General features: G+C 70.0%; 11 protein-coding genes. 5 read left to right on the plus strand and 6 right to left on the minus strand.

Annotated elements, in window-relative coordinates:
- The 3 genes from K9U15_RS11005 to K9U15_RS11015 all read right to left on the minus strand — a co-directional run.
- Positions 1 to 1058, minus strand: a 1058-nt coding sequence (locus K9U15_RS11005; protein WP_301156110.1) for a THUMP domain-containing protein, incomplete at its 3' end; no start/stop codon positions are given.
- A gap of 254 nt (positions 1059 to 1312) precedes the next feature.
- Positions 1313 to 2536, minus strand: a complete 1224-nt coding sequence (rpoD, locus tag K9U15_RS11010) for an RNA polymerase sigma factor RpoD (protein WP_041239520.1) — start codon at positions 2534 to 2536, stop codon at positions 1313 to 1315.
- Positions 2537 to 2709: 173 nt separating this feature from the next.
- Complete coding sequence (locus K9U15_RS11015) at positions 2710 to 5580, minus strand: ATP-binding protein (RefSeq protein ID WP_301156111.1); 2871 nt, start codon at positions 5578 to 5580, stop codon at positions 2710 to 2712.
- A 139-nt stretch (positions 5581 to 5719) separates the two neighbouring features.
- Between K9U15_RS11015 and K9U15_RS11020 the strand changes: the two genes are divergently transcribed.
- Positions 5720 to 7174 carry a D-alanyl-D-alanine carboxypeptidase gene (locus tag K9U15_RS11020; RefSeq protein WP_096228344.1) on the plus strand — a complete coding sequence of 485 codons (1455 nt, stop codon included), beginning with the start codon at positions 5720 to 5722 and terminating at the stop codon, positions 7172 to 7174.
- Positions 7175 to 7253: 79 nt separating this feature from the next.
- Here K9U15_RS11020 and priA read toward each other — a convergent pair whose 3' ends face one another.
- From priA to metK, 3 genes are all read right to left on the minus strand, one after another.
- Positions 7254 to 9605, minus strand: coding sequence for a primosomal protein N' (gene priA, locus K9U15_RS11025; RefSeq protein ID WP_301156113.1), 2352 nt, complete (start codon positions 9603 to 9605; stop codon positions 7254 to 7256).
- Between the two features lie 42 nt (positions 9606 to 9647).
- Entirely contained in the window at positions 9648 to 10505 is an 858-nt protein-coding gene (gene dinD / locus K9U15_RS11030) for a DNA damage-inducible protein D (protein ID WP_301156114.1), read from the minus strand.
- Between the two features lie 332 nt (positions 10506 to 10837).
- Positions 10838 to 12103, minus strand: coding sequence for a methionine adenosyltransferase (gene metK, locus K9U15_RS11035; RefSeq protein WP_096228343.1), 1266 nt, complete (start codon positions 12101 to 12103; stop codon positions 10838 to 10840).
- A 216-nt stretch (positions 12104 to 12319) separates the two neighbouring features.
- Here metK and K9U15_RS11040 point away from each other — a divergent pair, with 216 nt between their 5' ends.
- The 4 genes from K9U15_RS11040 (at position 12320) to K9U15_RS11055 (ending at position 17482) form a co-directional block, all read left to right on the plus strand.
- Positions 12320 to 13690 (plus strand): carboxylate--amine ligase, encoded by a 1371-nt coding sequence (locus tag K9U15_RS11040; protein ID WP_123674538.1) that lies wholly within the window; start codon positions 12320 to 12322, stop codon positions 13688 to 13690.
- 121 nt (positions 13691 to 13811) lie between these two features.
- Entirely contained in the window at positions 13812 to 14627 is an 816-nt protein-coding gene (locus K9U15_RS11045) for a DUF1461 domain-containing protein (protein ID WP_123674537.1), read from the plus strand.
- 157 nt (positions 14628 to 14784) lie between these two features.
- The gene (gltX, locus tag K9U15_RS11050; RefSeq protein WP_096228340.1) at positions 14785 to 16359 is read left to right on the plus strand and encodes a glutamate--tRNA ligase; all 1575 of its coding nucleotides are present in this window, start codon (positions 14785 to 14787) and stop codon (positions 16357 to 16359) included.
- Positions 16352 to 17482: a 4Fe-4S dicluster domain-containing protein gene (locus K9U15_RS11055; protein WP_096228339.1), complete on the plus strand. Its 1131-nt coding sequence runs from the start codon at positions 16352 to 16354 to the stop codon at positions 17480 to 17482. Before gltX ends, K9U15_RS11055 begins: the two co-directional genes overlap by 8 nt.
- Positions 17483 to 17492 lie beyond the last annotated feature (10 nt).

Below are 17492 nucleotides of genomic sequence, written 5' to 3' on the forward strand. Positions count from 1 at the left end.
GCCAGGAGGCAGCCGGAGGCCTCCGCGCCGTCGGGTACGCCCGCCGTGTCCCGCGCGGCGGCGGCAGCGGCGCTCACGCGCTCCACGAGCGCGCCCGCCTCCTCCGCCCCGCCCGGCTCGATGCTCACGGCCTGCCGCAGCCCCGCGCGCTTGGCGCGCCCGCGCGCCCGCGCGATGGCCGGCGAGGACGCCGACAGGCCCGCGAAGCGCACGACGTCGAGGTCGGGACGCGCGGACGCCGGCGCGTCGAGCGCGTCGGAGGCGCATGCCGCGGCCAGCCCCGCCTCGAAGCGGTCGTCGGCCTGGGCGATGAGCTCGTTCCAGATGGCGGGACTGGATTGCGCCCACCCGAAGAAGCCCCAGCGCTCGCGCGTGAGGCCCGGCGCCAGATCGCACGCCACCGCAGCAGCCTCCACCACCACAGCGCCGTCGCCGCAGGCCGCATCGACGCAGGCGGCGCCCGCGCGCGCCCGGCCGTCCCATCCGGCCAGCGCCAGCAGGCCGGCCGCGAGCGCGCACTCGAGCGGCGCCTCGGCGCCGTCGTCGGGGGCCAGGTAGGTGCGGCGGTAGAGCGACGCACCCGAAAGGTCGAGCGAGATGGTGGCGCGCTTCTCGCGCACGCGCACGTCGATGGCCGCGTCGGGGCACTCGGCGTCCACGTCGGGACGCTCGCCCCGCGCCTCGCGCAGGCGGTCGCACACGGCGTCCTTCACCTTGAGCGCGGTGAATCGCGTGTTGCGCAGCTCGTCGTTCATGCCATGGGCCGATACCGCGATGCTCGCGCCGGGAGCTACCACGTCCTCCCAGGGCAGCTCCAGCGCGTCCTCGAACAGCAGGTCGGCCATGCGCGCGTCCACGCGCCCCACCACCAGCATGATGCGAGACGCCAGCCGCGACCACAGGCACGCCTTCAGCGCATGGCGCACGTCGCAGAAGAAGGCCACGCCGCCGCCAAGCGGCCGCACGCTCCTGATGCCAAGTGACTTCAGCTCGTCGGCGAGCGGCGCCTCCAACCCGGCAAGGCAGCTGGCGAAGAACTCGAGTTTATCCTGTTGCATGGCGCAATCCCCTCAACCTCGGCGTACCTGCGGCCGATTCGCGCGAAGCGCGAACAGGAGCTCGCAGGTCCGTATGCCCAACCGCGCAGGTTGGCGTAGTAAGTCAGCGAGAAGGGCCCTGGTGCCCCGAATTGACGGGATGGGGAAGGCGAAGCGTACTTCAGTACGCGAGTCTTCGCCATCGCGGCAAGGCGGGGTGCCAGGGCCCTTCGCAGCATCGGCTTCGTTCCGGCGGCCGTCAGGCCGACGGAACCTTAGTCTTCCAGATAATCTTTCAGCTTGCTCGAGCGGCTGGGGTGGCGCAGCTTCGCGAGCGTCTTGCTCTCGATCTGGCGGATGCGCTCGCGCGTGACGCCGAACTCGCGCCCGACCTCCTCGAGCGTGCGCGGATGGCCGTCCTCGAGACCGAAACGCAGGCTGATGACCTTGCGCTCGCGCTCGGCCAGGCCGTCGAGCACCTTGCTCAGCTGCTCCTGCAGCATGCTGAACGAGGCGGCGTCGGGCGGCACCACAGCGGCGTCGTCCTCGATGAAGTCGCCCAGCTGGGAGTCCTCCTCCTCGCCGATGGGCGTCTCGAGCGACACGGGCTCCTGCGAGATCTTCTGGATCTCGCGCACGCGTTCGGCGGGCAGGCCCATCTCCTTGCCGATCTCCTCGGGGCTGGGCTCGCGGCCGAGCTCCTGGAGCAGCTGGCGCTGGATGCGCACGAGCTTGTTGATGGTCTCCACCATGTGCACGGGGATGCGGATGGTGCGGGCCTGGTCGGCGATGGCGCGCGTGATGGCCTGGCGGATCCACCAGGTGGCGTACGTCGAGAACTTGAAGCCCTTCGTGTAGTCGAACTTCTCCACCGCGCGGATGAGGCCCAGGTTGCCTTCCTGGATGAGGTCGAGGAACAGCATGCCGCGCCCCACGTAGCGCTTGGCGATGGACACCACCAGGCGCAGGTTCGCCTCGATGAGCTGCTGCTTCGCATCGATGCCCACCTGCTCGATGCGGCCGAGGCGGCGCTTCTCGCGGCGCTCGAGCTCGATGCCCTCGTCCTCGGCGCGGTCCAGCTCCTCGGTGGCCGCCACGCCGGCCTCTATCTTCATGGCCAGGTCGATCTCCTCCGCGGCGGTGAGCAGCGGGACCTTGCCGATCTCCTTCAGGTACATGCGCACGGGGTCGCCCGTGAGCATGGTCACGCCGGCGTCGGCGTTGCGCTTGCGCGTCGTGCGCGCCTTGCTCTTCGTCACCTTCGGCAGCTGCACCTCGACGGTCGCCTTGAGCTCCTCCTCGGGGATGCCCTCGAGCAGGTCCTCGTCCTCGTCCAGGCCGGCTTCCAGCTTGTCGTCGTCCAGCGTATCGGAAGCGCCGACGTCGGGCTCCACGTCCAGCGCGTCGTCATCGTCCAGTATCTCTTCGGTATCGATCGGGGCTTTCGCACCTTGCTCGGTGTCGGGCTCGACAGCTTGGTTCTTAGAGGCTTGGGCCACGTGATCTTCCTTTCCAACTGGATGCGCTCGGGCATGCGGAAGCATGCGCGCCGGGCGCAAAGATACAGCGGAGCAGTATACCATAGATCAAGCGCTTTCGCAGCGTACTTTTCGCCCCCTTCTCCGATTCGCCAAAGCCCGCCAGGAGCGGCCGGGAAATCACCGGCGGCGGGCTACCCTTCCGGGGGCAGGAAGGAGCGCAGCGTTTCGTAGAGCTGCCGGGCGTCGAAGGGCTTCGGGATGAAGCCGTCCATGCCGGCGGCGGCCGCATCGTCGCGGTCCTCTTGGAACGTGTTGGCCGTCAAAGCCACGATGGGCACGTCGCGCGCATCGTGGCGGGGAAGCGCGCGGATCTCGGCGGCGGCGCCCAGGCCGTCCAGCACGGGCATCTTCACGTCCATGAGCACGAAGTCGTAGCGCCCCGGCTCCGCGGACGCGAACAGGTCCACCGCCTCGCGGCCGTTCGCAGCGCGGTCGACGGCTACTCCCTCCATGTCCAGCAAGGCCGCGGCTATCTCTGCGTTCAGGTCGTTGTCTTCGGCCAAGAGCGCGCGCGTGCCGGCAAGCGAGCGCGGCGCAGGGTCGTCTACGCCCTGCGCGTCCAGGTCCTCCGGGCGTCCCGAAGGCAGCCGCAGCGTGAAATGGAACTCGGAGCCTGCGCCCACCTGGCTCTCCACCTCCAGCTTGCCGCCCATGAGGCGCACGAGGTTGCTGCTGATGGCCAGCCCCAGCCCCGTTCCCTGGGCGTTGCGGTGGTTCTCGGCCGCCTGCTCGAACGAGTCGAAGATGCGCTCGAGGTCCTCGGGGCGGATGCCGGCTCCGTCGTCGCACACGGAGAACCGGTACGTCGGGCCCTCCCCGCCCCCGCCAGGCTGCGCCTCCTCGATGCGCAGGGAGATGGTGCCGCCCGCGTCGGTGAACTTGAAGGCATTGGACAGCAGGTTCGCCAGAACCTGCTGCAGGCGCACGTCGTCGCCCACCACCACGGCCTCGGTCTCGCACACGACCTTCAGGCAGATGCCCTTCTCCTGCGCCTGGATGCCGAACATGCTCTCGAGGCGCGAGGCGAGCGACGCCAGGCGCAGGGGCGCCACCTCTATGTGCATCTTGTCGTTCTGTATCTTGGACATGTCCAGGATGTCGTTCACGAGCGAGAGCAGGAACTGGGCCGACGTGTTGATCCTCTCCAGGTCCGAGCGGATGGCGGGCGTGGCCTCGCCCGACAGCGACGCCACGTTCGACAGCCCGATGATGGCGTTCATGGGCGTGCGTATCTCGTGGGACATGCGCGAGAGGAAGTCGGCCTTCGCCCGGCCCGTCTCCTCGGCCTTCTCCAGCTTGAGCGCCATCATGCGGCTGCGCACCTTCGAGCCGGTGACGATGATGGCAATGGCGCCCACCAGCAGGAAGAACACCAATGACAGCACCACCACGAGCAGCGGGTTGTCGGACACGAACGACTCCACCGTGGCGGATCGGTTGCCCAGGGCCACGGCGTTGCGGGAGTACAGGGCCTCCAGCTCGTCGTCCGTGAAGCTGTTCACCGCCTTGCTCAGCACCGAGTACAGGCCCGAGTCCACCGGGCGCGGCAGCGCCAGGGAGAACGAGGTCTCGGTATGGTCGGCCGTGGCCGGGGCCACGTTGCCGTAGGAGCGTTCGGTGAACAGGCACTCGGCGAACGAGGCGGGCATACTCGTGAGGTCGGCGCGCTCGGTGTTCACCGCCTCGAGGCAGTCGGCGTACGTGGGGAGCCACACCATCTCCGCGCCCTCCTGCCCTTCGGGCGCGGCGCGGCCCTGGAGCTGGGCTATCACGGGGCCGCCGGAGGACTGCGCCGAGAACTTGCTGCGGAACACCACCTCGCCGAGCGTCGCATACCCCTTGGTCAAGGCAAGCCCCTGATCGCCGGCCGTCTGCTCGTCGTCCATGAAGCAGCCCGCCACATCGGCCTCGCCCGCCGCCACGAGGTCGAGCGCCCCTTGGTAGCTGTCCGCATGCACGAAGCGGAACGAGAGGCCCGTGCGCTCGGCGATGCGGTCGAGCACGTCCTTCGCAATGCCCTGGTACAAGCCGTCATGCTCGTAGTACAGCGGGTACTGCCCCGCCGTCACGGCCACCCGCACCTCGCGCGCCTGGGCCACGTAGGCGCGGTCGGCCTCGGAGAACGCGATGGGGCTGGCGTAGTCGTCGGGGAAATAGCGGGCGTAGAGCGAGCGGGAGAAGTTGGGGTCGGCCGCGTAGATCTGCCTCATGGCCTCGTCGATGCCCGCCATGAGGTCGCTGCCCTCGGGCACGGCCAGGTAGTGCTGCTCGCCGTCGAACTCCGCCACCACCTTGCAGCCGTCCTTCATCTCCACGTCGCTGCCGAGCATGAGGTCGGCGGTGCCCTCGTCCAGGCAGCTCTCGTACGAGGCCAGGTCGAGGCGGAGCACCGTGCAGTCCAGGCCGTTGAACTCCAAAAAATTCTCCAGCCGGCGTATCTTCTCCGTCGCGTTGGCATAGGTTCCGATGGTCTTGCCGTTCAGGGTGCGCAGGTCGAAACCGGCGACGGAGTCGTCGTCGCTGGGACCGATGACGAGGGAGCGGTTCGAGCCCATGCTGAACACGGAGTAGTCGAGGCTCTCGTCGAGCTGCTCGCGGTAGAACATGCCGCCCATCAGATCGACGCTGCCCGCCATGGTCTGCTTGACGAGCTCGTTCACGCTGCCTTCCACGAACTCGTAGCGCCAACCGGTGTACTTGGCTATCTCAACGAGCCAGTCGTAGAGCACGCCGCTGCGCCGCCCTCTCTCATCTACCATGCTCAAGCCTTCGGCCTGGGGAAACGCCACGCGTACGAGACGCCCTTGGTCCTCGGCGCCCGCATCGGCGCCTTGGGTTCCCCCGGTGCCGGCAGCAGCCGGCCCGCCTTCTGCGCCGGAGGCCGCCGGCGCCTCGTCGGAAGCGGAGGCGGCCCTTTCCTGGGCGAACGCGAGGGATGCGGACGGAGCGGACAGCGCCGCAGCGAGTGCCAAGCATACGATACGCGCAGCCCACTTCCCCATTTCGTCCTCCTCCGGCTCCCACGCGTGCATCAAGCAAGCGCTCAGGATACCATGGGTTGGCGCGAAGGCCCCTGGGCCGGTGCTATTATATGGTCGAAAACCGTCAGCAGCGCCCTTAGGGGCCGAGGAGGAGGCAGGCATGGACGCACGTCGGCACCGCAGGCTCCGCGCAGCCCCGAGCGCCCTCGCGGCTGCCGTGCTCCTTTCCTGCTGCCTGCCCTCCGCGGCGCTTGCGCATACCGACGGGGACGATGCGGTCCTCGGCCGCAGCATGGCCGAACTGGGGATTTCGGAAGAACTTCAGCCCAGCATCGACGCATCGCATGCGGCGCTCATGGACGAGGAGGGCACGCTCTGGTACGGCCGGGCAGCCGGCGAGCGGGCCCAGATCGCCTCGCTCACGAAGATCATGACGGCCATCGTGGCGGCCGAGCACCTGGATGCCGGCGACCGCATCGTCGTGACGCCCGAGGCCGCCGCCGTGGGCGAGTCGAGCGCGGGGCTCGCGGCCGGCGACGAGATGTCGTTCGGCGACGCGCTCAAGGCCGTGCTCACCGCGTCGGGCAACGACGCCGCGAGCGCCGTGGCGCAGGCGGCGGGGGCCCGCATCCTGGAAGCGCGCGGGCAGGACGGCGGCGCCGTCGCGCGCGAGGCGGCGTTCGTGGAGGCCATGAACGCGAAGGCGGCCGAGCTGGGCATGGACGGCACGCGCTTCGCGAACCCCCATGGGCTCGACTTCGACGCGTACGCCCAAGGGCAGTACAGCTGCGCCCGCGACGTTGCCGTCATGCTGCGCTGCGCCATGGGAAACGACCTCGTGCGCTCGGGCATCGGGCACGCGCGCACGACCATCGCGGTGTCGCGCGGCGGCGGGACGGTCGCCGTGGAGCTGGCGAACACGGACACGATGATCGAGGGCTACCCCGGCACGTGCGCCGCCAAGACCGGCTACACGCTGGCTGCCGGCCCCTGCGTCGCCACCGCCCTGAACCGCGGCGACGGGCACGAGTACTACGCCGTGGTGCTGGGCTCGTCCTCGAAGCCGCAGCGCTTCGCCGATTCCGAGGCGCTCTACGACTGGGTGCTCGCCCACCGCGACGAGCTGCAGGCGGCCGCGCAGCCGGCCGATGCCTCCGCCGGGCCCGCCGCGCCGCCGGCATCGGCGGAGGCGACCTACCAGCTGGTGTCCGCCCCGCACTCCGTGCGCGCCGAGATCGGCGGCGTGCAGGCCGCCTGGCCCGTGGTGGCCGAGGTGGCGCACGCCGACTGGACGGACCGCACCGTGGCGGCCACCGTGCCCGACCCGAACGCCACGGCCACGGTGCCGCGTGAAGGAGGGCGCCTCGAGCAGGAGGCCGCGCTCGATGCCGTGACGGGTCATGTGGCGCCCGGCGACGTCGTGGGGCGCTTGGCGTTTCGCCGAGACGGCGCCGTGGTGTGGGAGGCCGACCTCGTGGCCGCAGAGGACGTGCCGGCGCCCGCCTGGTGGGAGGCCGCCGGCATCGCCGTCGAGCGCTTCCTCGGCGGCTTCGCCGGGCTGCCCGGCACGGCGCGCAGCGAGCTTCTGAACCTGGGCGCCATGGAGGTTTCCTGACACCCCTTCCGCGTAGGCGCCGCATGCGCGCCGCCGTTCCGGCCGGGGAGGCTGACGGCAGGCGGGCGGTGCAGGGCCTCTACAGGAGGTCGTCCGGGTCCATGTCCACGGCCACGTTCACCTCGCGCTCGGGCTTGCGGGCGCGGAAGTACGGCAGCAGCACGCCCGACAGGTCGCCGTCCAGCGGGCACTTCACCACCAGGTGCCAGCGGTACGTGCCGCGCAGCTTCGCCAGCACGCACGGCGTGGCGGGCAGCACGTCCCAACCCTCGCCGCCGTAGTCGCGCACCCGGGCGGCCAGCCCCTCGTAGAGCGCGGCAGCCGAGGTGCGCACCGCCTCCTCGTCCTTGCCCCACACCAGCACGTTCGCCATGCGCACGTAGGGCGGGTAGCGCAGCATCCGGCGCTTCGGCAGCTCGTCGCGCAGGAACAGCGCGCGGTCGTAGGCCGCGGCGGCGCGGATGGGCGCGGCATCGGCCTCGTAGGTCTGCACGAGCACGCGGCCCGGCAGCTCGGCGCGCCCGGCGCGGCCGGCCACCTGCTCCACGAGCGCGAACGTGCGCTCGGCGGCGCGGTAGTCGGGCAGCCGCAGCATGGTGTCGGCGTTGATGACGCCCACGAGCGTGACGTCCTCGAAGTCGAGCCCCTTCGCGATCATCTGCGTGCCCAGCAGCACCGCGGCGTCGGCGGCGGCGAACTCCTCCAGCAGCCGCTGGTGCGCGCCCTTGCCGCCCGTGGTGTCCGCGTCCATGCGGACGATGGGCACGCCGGGCCCCACGCCGGGCGTCGCATCCAAGAGCACCCGCAGGTCGGCCTCCACGCGCTGCGTGCCCGCGCCGAACTTCTTCAGGTAGGGGCTGCCGCACTCGGGGCACGCGGGCGGGGCCGTCACGCGGTAGCCGCAGTGGTGGCAGATGAGGAAGTTGCCCCGCTCGTGGAACGTGAGCGACGTGGAGCACGACGGGCACTCCGGCACGAAGCCGCACTCGCGGCACAGCAGGAACTTCGCGAAGCCGCGCTGGTTCAGCAGGAGCACCGCCTTGCGGCCCGCCGCAAGCTCCTCGGCGAGCGCGCGCGAGAGGGCGCGCGAGAACATGGAGCGCGACCCGCCGCCGAACTCCTTCGCCATGTCCACCACCTGCACGGCGGGCAGCGGGCGGCCGTTGGCGCGCTCGGGCAGCTCCACGTGGTGCCAGCGCGGGTCCTTCGCGCACGCGTAGAGCGCCTCGATGGACGGCGTGGCGCTCCCCAGCACCACGGCCGCCCCTGCGCGGCGCGCCATCCACACGGCGACGTCGCGCGCATGGTAGCGCGGCGCGCTGTCCTGCTTGTAGGAGCCCTCGTGCTCCTCGTCGATGACGATGAGGCCCACGTTCGCCAGCGGGGTGAACAGCGCGCTGCGGGCGCCCACCACCACGCGGGCCGCGCCCGAGCGGATGAAGTCCCACTGGTCGTAGCGCTCTCCCGCGCCCATGCGCGAGTGCATGACGGCCACCGTGTCGCCGAAACGCCCGCGGAACCGGCCCACCGTCTGCGGCGTCAGCGATATCTCCGGCACGAGCACGCACGCCGTGCGACCCGCGGCGAGCACCGCCTCGATGGCCTGCAGGTACACCTCGGTCTTGCCCGACCCGGTGACGCCGTCCACGAGCACCACCTCGCCCGCCCCGCGCTCCCGCGCCGCGTCGATAGCGGCGAGCGCCGAAGCCTGCCCCGCCGTGAGCGGCGGCTTCGGGGAGGGGGTGAAGCCGCTGGCTCCGGATGCGCCGGGCCCTGCCGGAGCGCCCGGGACATCCGGAGCCATCCCCCGCATGCGCCGACGGCGCTCTATGCGCACGACGCCTTGCTTCTCGAGCGCCTTCAACGTGCTCGACACCGCGCCGAACTCCGCCGCCAACTCCGCCACGCGCAGCTCGCCCGCCTGCAGCGCCTCCACGATGGACGCCTGCTTGACGGCGTTCTTGCGCGGCTCGAACCCGTCGAAGGCGGCACCCGGAAGCACCCAGCGGTCGTCCACCTCGCCCACGGCCGGCTCCTCGAGCCGCCAGTACCCCGCCTGCGCGCGCACCATGCGCGGCACGCCTCCCGGCGGCGTGAACAGGCGCACGCACGACGACAGAGGCGCCAGGTAGCGCTCCGAGAGCCACTGCGCGCAGGCCGCCCCCTCCTCGTCGAAGTAGGCGGGGCTCACGGCGCGCACGACGGGCTTGACCTTCGCCGCGTCGATACCGGCCGGCGCCTCGCCGTCGGGAAGCTCCTGCAGCCCCACGACGAACCCCACCGCCTGCCGGTGCCCGAACGGCACGAGCACGGCGCACCCCACCTCCACGTCGTAGCCGCCAGCCTCGGCCGGCGCCTCGGGAACGGCGTACGTGTAGGGCGCGTCGAGCGCCTGCGTGGGTATGTCCAAGATGACCGATGCGAATCTCATGGCAACCAGTATATCCCACGTCTGCAACCGGACCGCATCGGCTTAGCCCTCCGACGCGGGAAACCCCCGCGCCTCCTGCTCCAACCTGCGCGTCTCGACGGTCACGCGGCGCTCGATCCTTCTCACGTCCTCCTCGGGCGGCAATTCCTCTGGCCTGATGCCGCGCCGGCCGAGCAGGTCGCGCACGCCGGTGTTGTTCTGCACGTGCTCTTCGGCAATGGAGGGCTCGCCTCGCAAGTCCTTGTCCTCGACGTTGTGGTTCGTCATCTCGGTTGCCAGCTGCTTGGCCGCGAGGGTGACCGACGGCAGGTGATCCGCAAGGGGCCTCGACCCTTTGACGCCCAGCCGCTTCTTCATGTCGGCCGTCGTATGGCCGCCGAACAGCGCCGCATCCCCCTTGGAGCGGATGCGCGCGAAGCCAGCCCCGTCGACGCCCCGCTCGTAGGCGATGCGCGAAAGCTCCTTCTCCGCCTCGGTGAGCTGTCCGCGGATAGCGATGCGCGCAAGCGCTCGCATCCGCTCCTCGATGAGCTCCTGCTTGCGCGTCTGCAGCGCGAAGCAGCTCTGCGCGAAGGCGATCTCCTCCTTGCGCGGGTCGCCGTTCTGCGCGATGAGGTAGCAGGCGTAGCGCGTGAGCTTGTAATCCTTGACCTTGCGCTTGGACCCGCTGCCGAGCTCGACCATTTTGCTGACGCCAGCAAAATGATGTTCACCTGCGGTTTTGCTGCCTTCAGCCGAGACCATCGCCTTCTTAACCGCCGCCTCGAAGTTCCGCCACTGGGTATATCCCAGAAACCCCATGATGTCGCGCGCGTACCAGAACTCGACGCCGCTTTCCGCGTCGGTGTGCGCCAGGTCGTCCAGCGTCAGCTTGCGCTTCTCGATGTCGTACCGCTCCATGAACGTCCCCCCTTTCCCGCCCTCGCCGCTCAGGCGGCCGCGACCGCGCGCCGACGGCCCGCAGGCAGGCTCCGTCTGTTGAGAGGATCTTGCGAACGTGGTGCGGGCGACGCGGAGACCGCCGCCATCTATGGGCATCCCTTGCGAGGCCGTTCGCCGGCCGAGGGGAAGCATCCGCACTGGCTCTTTCGATAGCAGCATCATAGCATAAATAAGGAACGTTTGTTCCCTTATTTGCAGAATAACGGAACAAAAAACACCCGCCGCGGGCATGTTCGGCGGGTGTTCGGCGAACGGGACGCTCGGGATGCTCGGAACGCCCGAGCGGCCCCCTACCCCAGCCCGCATGCCTTCCGCAGCTCGTCGGCCTTGTCGGTGCGCTCCCAGGTGAACTCGGGCAGCTCGCGGCCGAAGTGGCCGTAGGCGGCGGTCAAGCGGTAGATGGGGCGGCGCAGGTCCAGCTCGTCGATGATGGCGCCCGGGCGCAGGTCGAACACCTCGCCCACCGCGCGCTCGATGGCGGCCTCGTCCACCTTGTTCGTGCCGAACGTGTCGATCATCACCGACACCGGCCGCGCCATGCCGATGGCATAGGCGAGCTGGATCTCGCAGCGCGCGGCGAGCCCGGCCGCCACCACGTTCTTCGCCACCCAGCGCGCCGCGTAGGCGCCCGAGCGGTCCACCTTCGTGCAGTCCTTGCCGGAGAACGCGCCGCCGCCGTGGCGGCCCATGCCGCCGTAGGAGTCAACGATGATCTTGCGGCCGGTGAGGCCCGCATCGCCCATGGGCCCGCCTATGACGAAGCGGCCGGTGGGGTTCACGTGTATCTCTGCGTCCTCGGCAAGCTCCACCCCCTCGGCCTCCAGCACGGGGCGCACCACGTGCTCCACGATGGCGGCGCGCAGCTCGTCGTGGGAGACGCTCTCGGCGTGCTGCGTGGACACGACCACCTTCTCCACGCACATCGGGCGGCCGTCTTCGTAGCGCACGGACACCTGCGTCTTGCCGTCGGGGCGCAGATAGGGCAGCGTGGCGTCCTTGCGCACGGCCGACAGGCGCTCGGCCAGGCGATGCGCAAGGTAGATGGGCATGGGCATGAGCGTGGGCGTCTCGTCGCAGGCGTAGCCGAACATCATGCCCTGGTCGCCCGCGCCGATGCGCTCGTAGGGGTCGTCGCCGGCCAGGCCGTGCTGGGCCTCCCAGCTCTCGTCGACGCCCTGCGCGATGTCGGGGCTCTGCTCGTGGATGGCGTTGAGCACGCCGCACGTGTCGCAGTCGAAGCCGAACTTGGCGCGGTTGTAGCCGATGTCGGAGAGCACCTCGCGCACGATGCCGGGGACGTCCACGTAGGCCTGCGTGCGTATCTCACCCGTGACCATGACCATGCCCGTGGTGGCCAAGGTCTCGCAGGCGCACCGCACCTGCGCCGGGTCGGCCGGGCAGCCGTTGGGAGCCACGTAGCCCTGGGCCGCAAGCTCTATCTCCTTGGCCAGGATCGCGTCGAGCACGGCGTCCGATATCTGGTCGCACACCTTGTCGGGATGCCCCTCGGTGACGGACTCGGACGTGAACAGATACGATGCATGCGTGTCGGACATGGTTCCCCATTCTCCTCATACGTACACGGCGCCCCGCTTCCCCGCGAGGCGCCTGGTTTATCTCCGTCCAAGGTTAGCACACCTCGGGTCGTGAAGGCCGAGTCATCCGGCAAATCACGACTATTCTACGCCCGCGCGCGCAGCGTCGCCGGCGCGCGGCGCTCGTGGTAAGATGGCAGGCGATTCACTGCCTCCAACCGACGGAAAAGAGCGCCTATGTCGTACAACGCCGACTACACCCGCGAGTACTTCGCCATCATGGAATCGCTGCAGGGCGACGTGCCCGGCCGCCGCGCCGCCTACCAGTACCTGCAGGGCTCCACGGCCATCGTGCACCACCAGGTAGTGGCCGCCAGCTTCGTGCCCCGCCTGTTCGATGCGGGAACGTACCGCATCATGAAGGAGACGGCCGAGACCGCCCACCGCATCCTCGTCAAGGTCATCGAGCACTACCTGGCGGACCCCGACTACCGCCGCGCCTTCGACTTCGACCCGCGCCTCGAGGAGCTCATCTGCCTGCCGCGCGGCTACGACGCGGTGCTTCCGTTCGCACGCGTGGACACGTTCCTGAACGAGGACGACGGCCGGGTGAAGTTCTGCGAGTTCAACGCCGACGGCTCGTCGGGCATGAACGAGAACCGCGAGATCACCACGTCGGTGGCGCAGTCGAAGACGTTCGAGGAGTTCGCGAACCGCCACCACGTGGAGGGCTGCGAGCTGTTCGAGAGCTGGGTCGACAAGTTCCTGGACATCTACGCAACCTACGAGCGCCGGGTGGAGAGCCCGCGCATCGCCATCTGCGACTACCTGGAGAACGGCGTGGTGGACGAGTTCCACATCTACGCCGACCTGTTCCGCCGGCGCGGCGCGGATTGCGTGGTGGCCGACGTGCGCGACCTGCGCTTCGACGGCGAGGTGCTGCGCGACGGGGAGGGCCGGCGCATCGACGCCATCTGGCGGCGCTGCGTGACGAACGACGTCATCGACCACTGGGACGAGTCGCAGCAGCTCATCGACGCCGTGCGCGCGGCCAAGGTGGCGCTCATCGGCAGCTTCGCCGGGCACATCGTGCACGACAAGCAGCTGTTCAGCGTGCTGTTCGACGAGCGCACGACCGCGTTTCTGGACGCCGACGAGATCTCGTTCGTGGAGGAGACCGTGCCCCTGACCGCCTTCTTGGACGACGAGCACGTGAACCTGCCGCAGATCCGCGAGAACCGCTGCGAGTGGATCATCAAGCCCACCGACCACTACGGCGCCGACGACGTGTACGCCGGCGAGTCCGTGACGCAGGAGGAATGGGAGCGGCTCATCGACCGCTTCGCGAACGGCCGCGCCGGCCACCCGTTCATCGTGCAGCGCTACATCCGCCCCTTCAAGACCGAGACGCTGCCGCCCGACACGGGCATCGACGCGCTGCCGGACGACGAGGTGCCCTTCGACCCCCGGCCGTACAACAACCTGAACGGCTTGTACCTGTACGACGGCGAGTTCATGGGCGTGTTCAGCCGCCTGGGGCCGCAGCCCACGATCTCGAAGGACAAGCAGGGCATGACGGCGGCCACCATCTGGGTGGACAGGGGCTGACGGTATCGGCGCCGGGCCGCACGGGGGTGCGGCCCGGCAAGCGGGCAGGACGGCACGGCAGGCTGGGCACGGGATGCCGCCGAGGATGCGCGGGGACGCGAGAGGGCGAGGAGGACGGCCGATGGCCGACAAGGTAGCGGCGGCGGTTGCCGCCATGGCGCTGGCGGTGACGCTGTTCGCGGCGGGGTTCGGCGCATGCACGCTGCCCGCCTCCACCCAGATCCTCGCGCAGGCCACCGCGAACGACGCGGAATCGCCCTACGCCGACGGGCAGCTGACGGCGCTCGCCGTGGAGACCCGCGGGTTCACCGTGGACGACTACGGCCGCGGCGCCGATGGCGAGGACGGTGCGCGCGACCGCATAGCCGCCGCCATCCTGGACGCCGCGCGCGAGGCGAGCGCAGAGGGCTCCCCCGTCCGCGGGCGCTGGTCGGCCGAGGCCCGCAAGGCGGTCGCCGCAGACGCGGACGGCTCCTCCCCCCAAGCCGCGCTCGATCGGCTGGCCGCCGTGGACGACGCCTACGCGCTGGACGGCGACGCGCTCTCCCACCTGGACGACTGCAACGTCCTCGTGCGAACCGCCGTTCCCCTGCTCTGGGGCGTGGCGGCGCTCACCGCAGCCGCCCTCGCCTATCTGCTCGTGCGCCGCGAGCGTCGCCTCGCGGGCACCGCGCTCGTCGTTGCGCCCGCCGTCCTCATCGCGGCGTTCGCGGCGCTCGGCGCGTGGGCCGCCCTCGACTTCAACGGCCTGTTCGCCGCCTTCCACGCGGTGCTGTTCCCCCAGGGCAATTGGACGTTCTCCTACGATTCGCTTCTCATTGGCATGTACCCGCTTGATTTTTGGATGGGCATGGCCGGTATCTGGTTTGCGACTACCCTCGTCTTGTCTATACTGGCTATCGTCGTCGGCGCGACGCTCCGCCGCCGGCCTGTCTAAGGGACATGCCGTGCTCGAACAGTCCTGGGCTCGCACGAAGCATCCGCAGGATGCTTCGGTTCGTGCGGAACTGCGCGCGGCACGCCCCTTAGACAGGCCTTCGCAAGTCTATCGACGACTAGACAACCAGTGACCGAACGTGAGGATCATCGCAACCATGAGTGAAGAGAAGAAGAACGTGCGCGTGCGCTTCGCGCCTTCCCCTACCGGCCGCCTGCACGTGGGCGGCGCCCGCACGGCCATCTACAACTGGGCGTTCGCGCGCGCCATGGGAGGCGACTTCATCCTGCGCATCGAGGACACCGACCCCGAGCGCTCCACCGAGGAGAACGTGCAGGTCATCTTGAACGCCATGAAATGGCTGGGGCTCGACTGGGACGAAGGCCCCGAGGTGGGCGGGCAGGCAGGCCCCTACTTCCAAACGCAGCGCACGGACACCTACGCCGAGGCGCTCGAGCGCCTGCGCGAGCGCGGGAGCGTCTACCCCTGCTTCTGCACGAAGGAGGAGCTCGACGCCAAGCGCGCCGCGGCCGAGGAGAGCGAGGGCGGCTACGCGGGCTACGACCGCACCTGCCGCGACCTCGACCCCGCCGAGGCGGCCGCGCGCATCGAGGCCGGCGAGCCCCACGTGTGGCGCCTGCGCGTGCCCGAGGGCCGCGGCGCCATCGAGTTCGACGACGCCGTGTACGGCCACGTGAGCTTCCCGGCCGAGGTGATGGACGACATGATCGTCGTGCGCACCGACGGAAGCCCCACCTACAACTTCGCCGTGGTGTGCGACGACGCGAACATGGGCATCACGCACGTCATCCGCGGCGACGACCACCTGTCCAACACCCCGCGCCAGATCCTCATCTACGAGGCGCTCGGATTCGACGTGCCCGTGTTCGCGCACCTGTCGATGATCCTGGGCCCCGACGGCAAGAAGCTCTCGAAGCGCCACGGCGCGGCGAGCGTGGAGGAGTTCTGCGAGCGCGGCTACCTGCCCGACGCCATGGTGAACTTCCTCGCGCTTCTGGGCTGGTCGCTCGACGGCGAGACCACCCTCATCGACCGCGAGACGCTGTGCGAGAAGTTCAGCCTGGAGCGCGTGACCAAGAAGGACGCCGTGTTCGACGAGACGAAGCTCGACTGGATGAACGGCCAGTACATCAAGGACATGGGGCCGAACGCCTGGGTGCGCTCGTCGCTGCTGTGGCTCGCGCAGGCGAACATCCTCGGCAGCGCCGTGGCCGCCGGCACGCCCATCGATCCCGAGGCGCGCGAGGCCGCCTTCGACGGCGCGGCCATCGAGTCCGCGCTCGCCGACGTGCAGGAGCGCGCCGTGTGGTACTGCGATTTGTACCCGCTCGTCTCCGAGCGCCTGACGCGCCTGGACGAGGCCGTGGACAAGCTGGCCTTCATGTTCTGGGGCCGAAACGTGCAGCTCGACGAGAAGAGCGTGAGCAAGGTGCTGAAGAAGGAGGGCGCGCGCGCCGACGAGGCGCTGGCCGCCTGCCGCGGCGTGCTGGCCGACGAGGGCGTGGAATGGGACGCCGAGGCGCTGGAAGAGGCGTGCCGCGCCGAGGGCGAGCGCCTGGAGATCAAGCCGAAGCTCCTGCTCCAGCCGCTTCGCGTGGCCGTGTGCGGCAACATGGTGTCGCCGCCCCTGTTCGAGAGCATCGAGCTTCTGCCCCGAGAGGACGTGCTGGCGCGCATCGACAAGGTGGCCGCGGAGGTGTTCGGTGGCTGACGCCCCCGACAGGCAGGAAACAGGGCTCCCGCCCGAGCAGGAGCCGTCCGGCGCTGCGGACGGCTCCGAGCGGCCGCAGCGCATCGTGGTGTTGAGGGACTTCTGCCTGCGCGCGCACGGGGCCGACTGCGAGCGGTGCGCGCTGGCCTGCCCGCACGGGGCCGTGTCGTTCGCCGAGGCCGGAGCCCCCGTCATCGACGGGGATGCCTGCACGCGCTGCGGCATCTGCCTGGGCGTGTGCGACGCGTTCTCGTCGACGCGCGTCACGATGGCCGACCTGCACGCCCGCATCCGCCGCATAGCCCTGCGCGGCGAGCGCGCGGTGCTCACCTGCAAGGAGAACGTGTTCCCCGGCCTGGAGCCGGCGGCGAACGTCGTGGTGCTGCCCTGCCTGGCGTGCCTGTCGCCCGAGTTCTGGACGCTCGTGCTGGCCGAGGGCATCGACGTGACGATAGCGGCCGACCTGTCCTACTGCACCGACTGCGCACGCGCCGGCGAGATGGGCGAGCTCTTGTACGCCCACGCCGTGGAGACGGCCGAGGAGTGGAGCGGGCGTTCCGTGGGCTTCTCCGACGTCATCCCCGAGAAGGAGAACCTATTGCGCGACCTGGCGGACCCGTCAGGGGTCGACCGGCGCAGCGCATTTTCGAACCTCGTGGGCGAGGTGGGCGACATTGCCAGCGGCAAGCGCCGCCTGCGCAACTCCGAGGTGCTGCAGGAGTTCTACGAGCGCCGCGAGCGCGCGCGGGCGCTGGCACGGCTGAACCTGGGCAACGGCACCGAGTTCAACGACTTCGTGCCGGAGGGCCTCACGAAGAGGACGATGCAGCCGAAGCGCCAGATGCTGTTGGAAGCGCTCGAGCGCGACCCGGGCATCGCCGCGCGCGTGCCGCTCGTGCTGTCAGAGACCGACTGCGCGCTCTGCACGGATACGCTCTCCTGCGCAGCGGTCTGCCCCACGGGCGCGCGTCGCCCCGACCCGGCCGACGGGACGCTCGCCTACGACGCGCGCTACTGCATCGGCTGCGGCCTGTGCGTCGGCGCCTGCCCGGAAGGTGCGGTGGAGCTGGTGGAGACGACGGCCGAGACGCTGCTGCCCGCCGAGGACGAAACCAGCCTGTAATCTCTGTGCG

The organism is Gordonibacter sp. RACS_AR68 (assembly GCF_030418485.1).
GTDB classification, from domain to species: Bacteria; Actinomycetota; Coriobacteriia; order Coriobacteriales; family Eggerthellaceae; genus Gordonibacter; species Gordonibacter urolithinfaciens.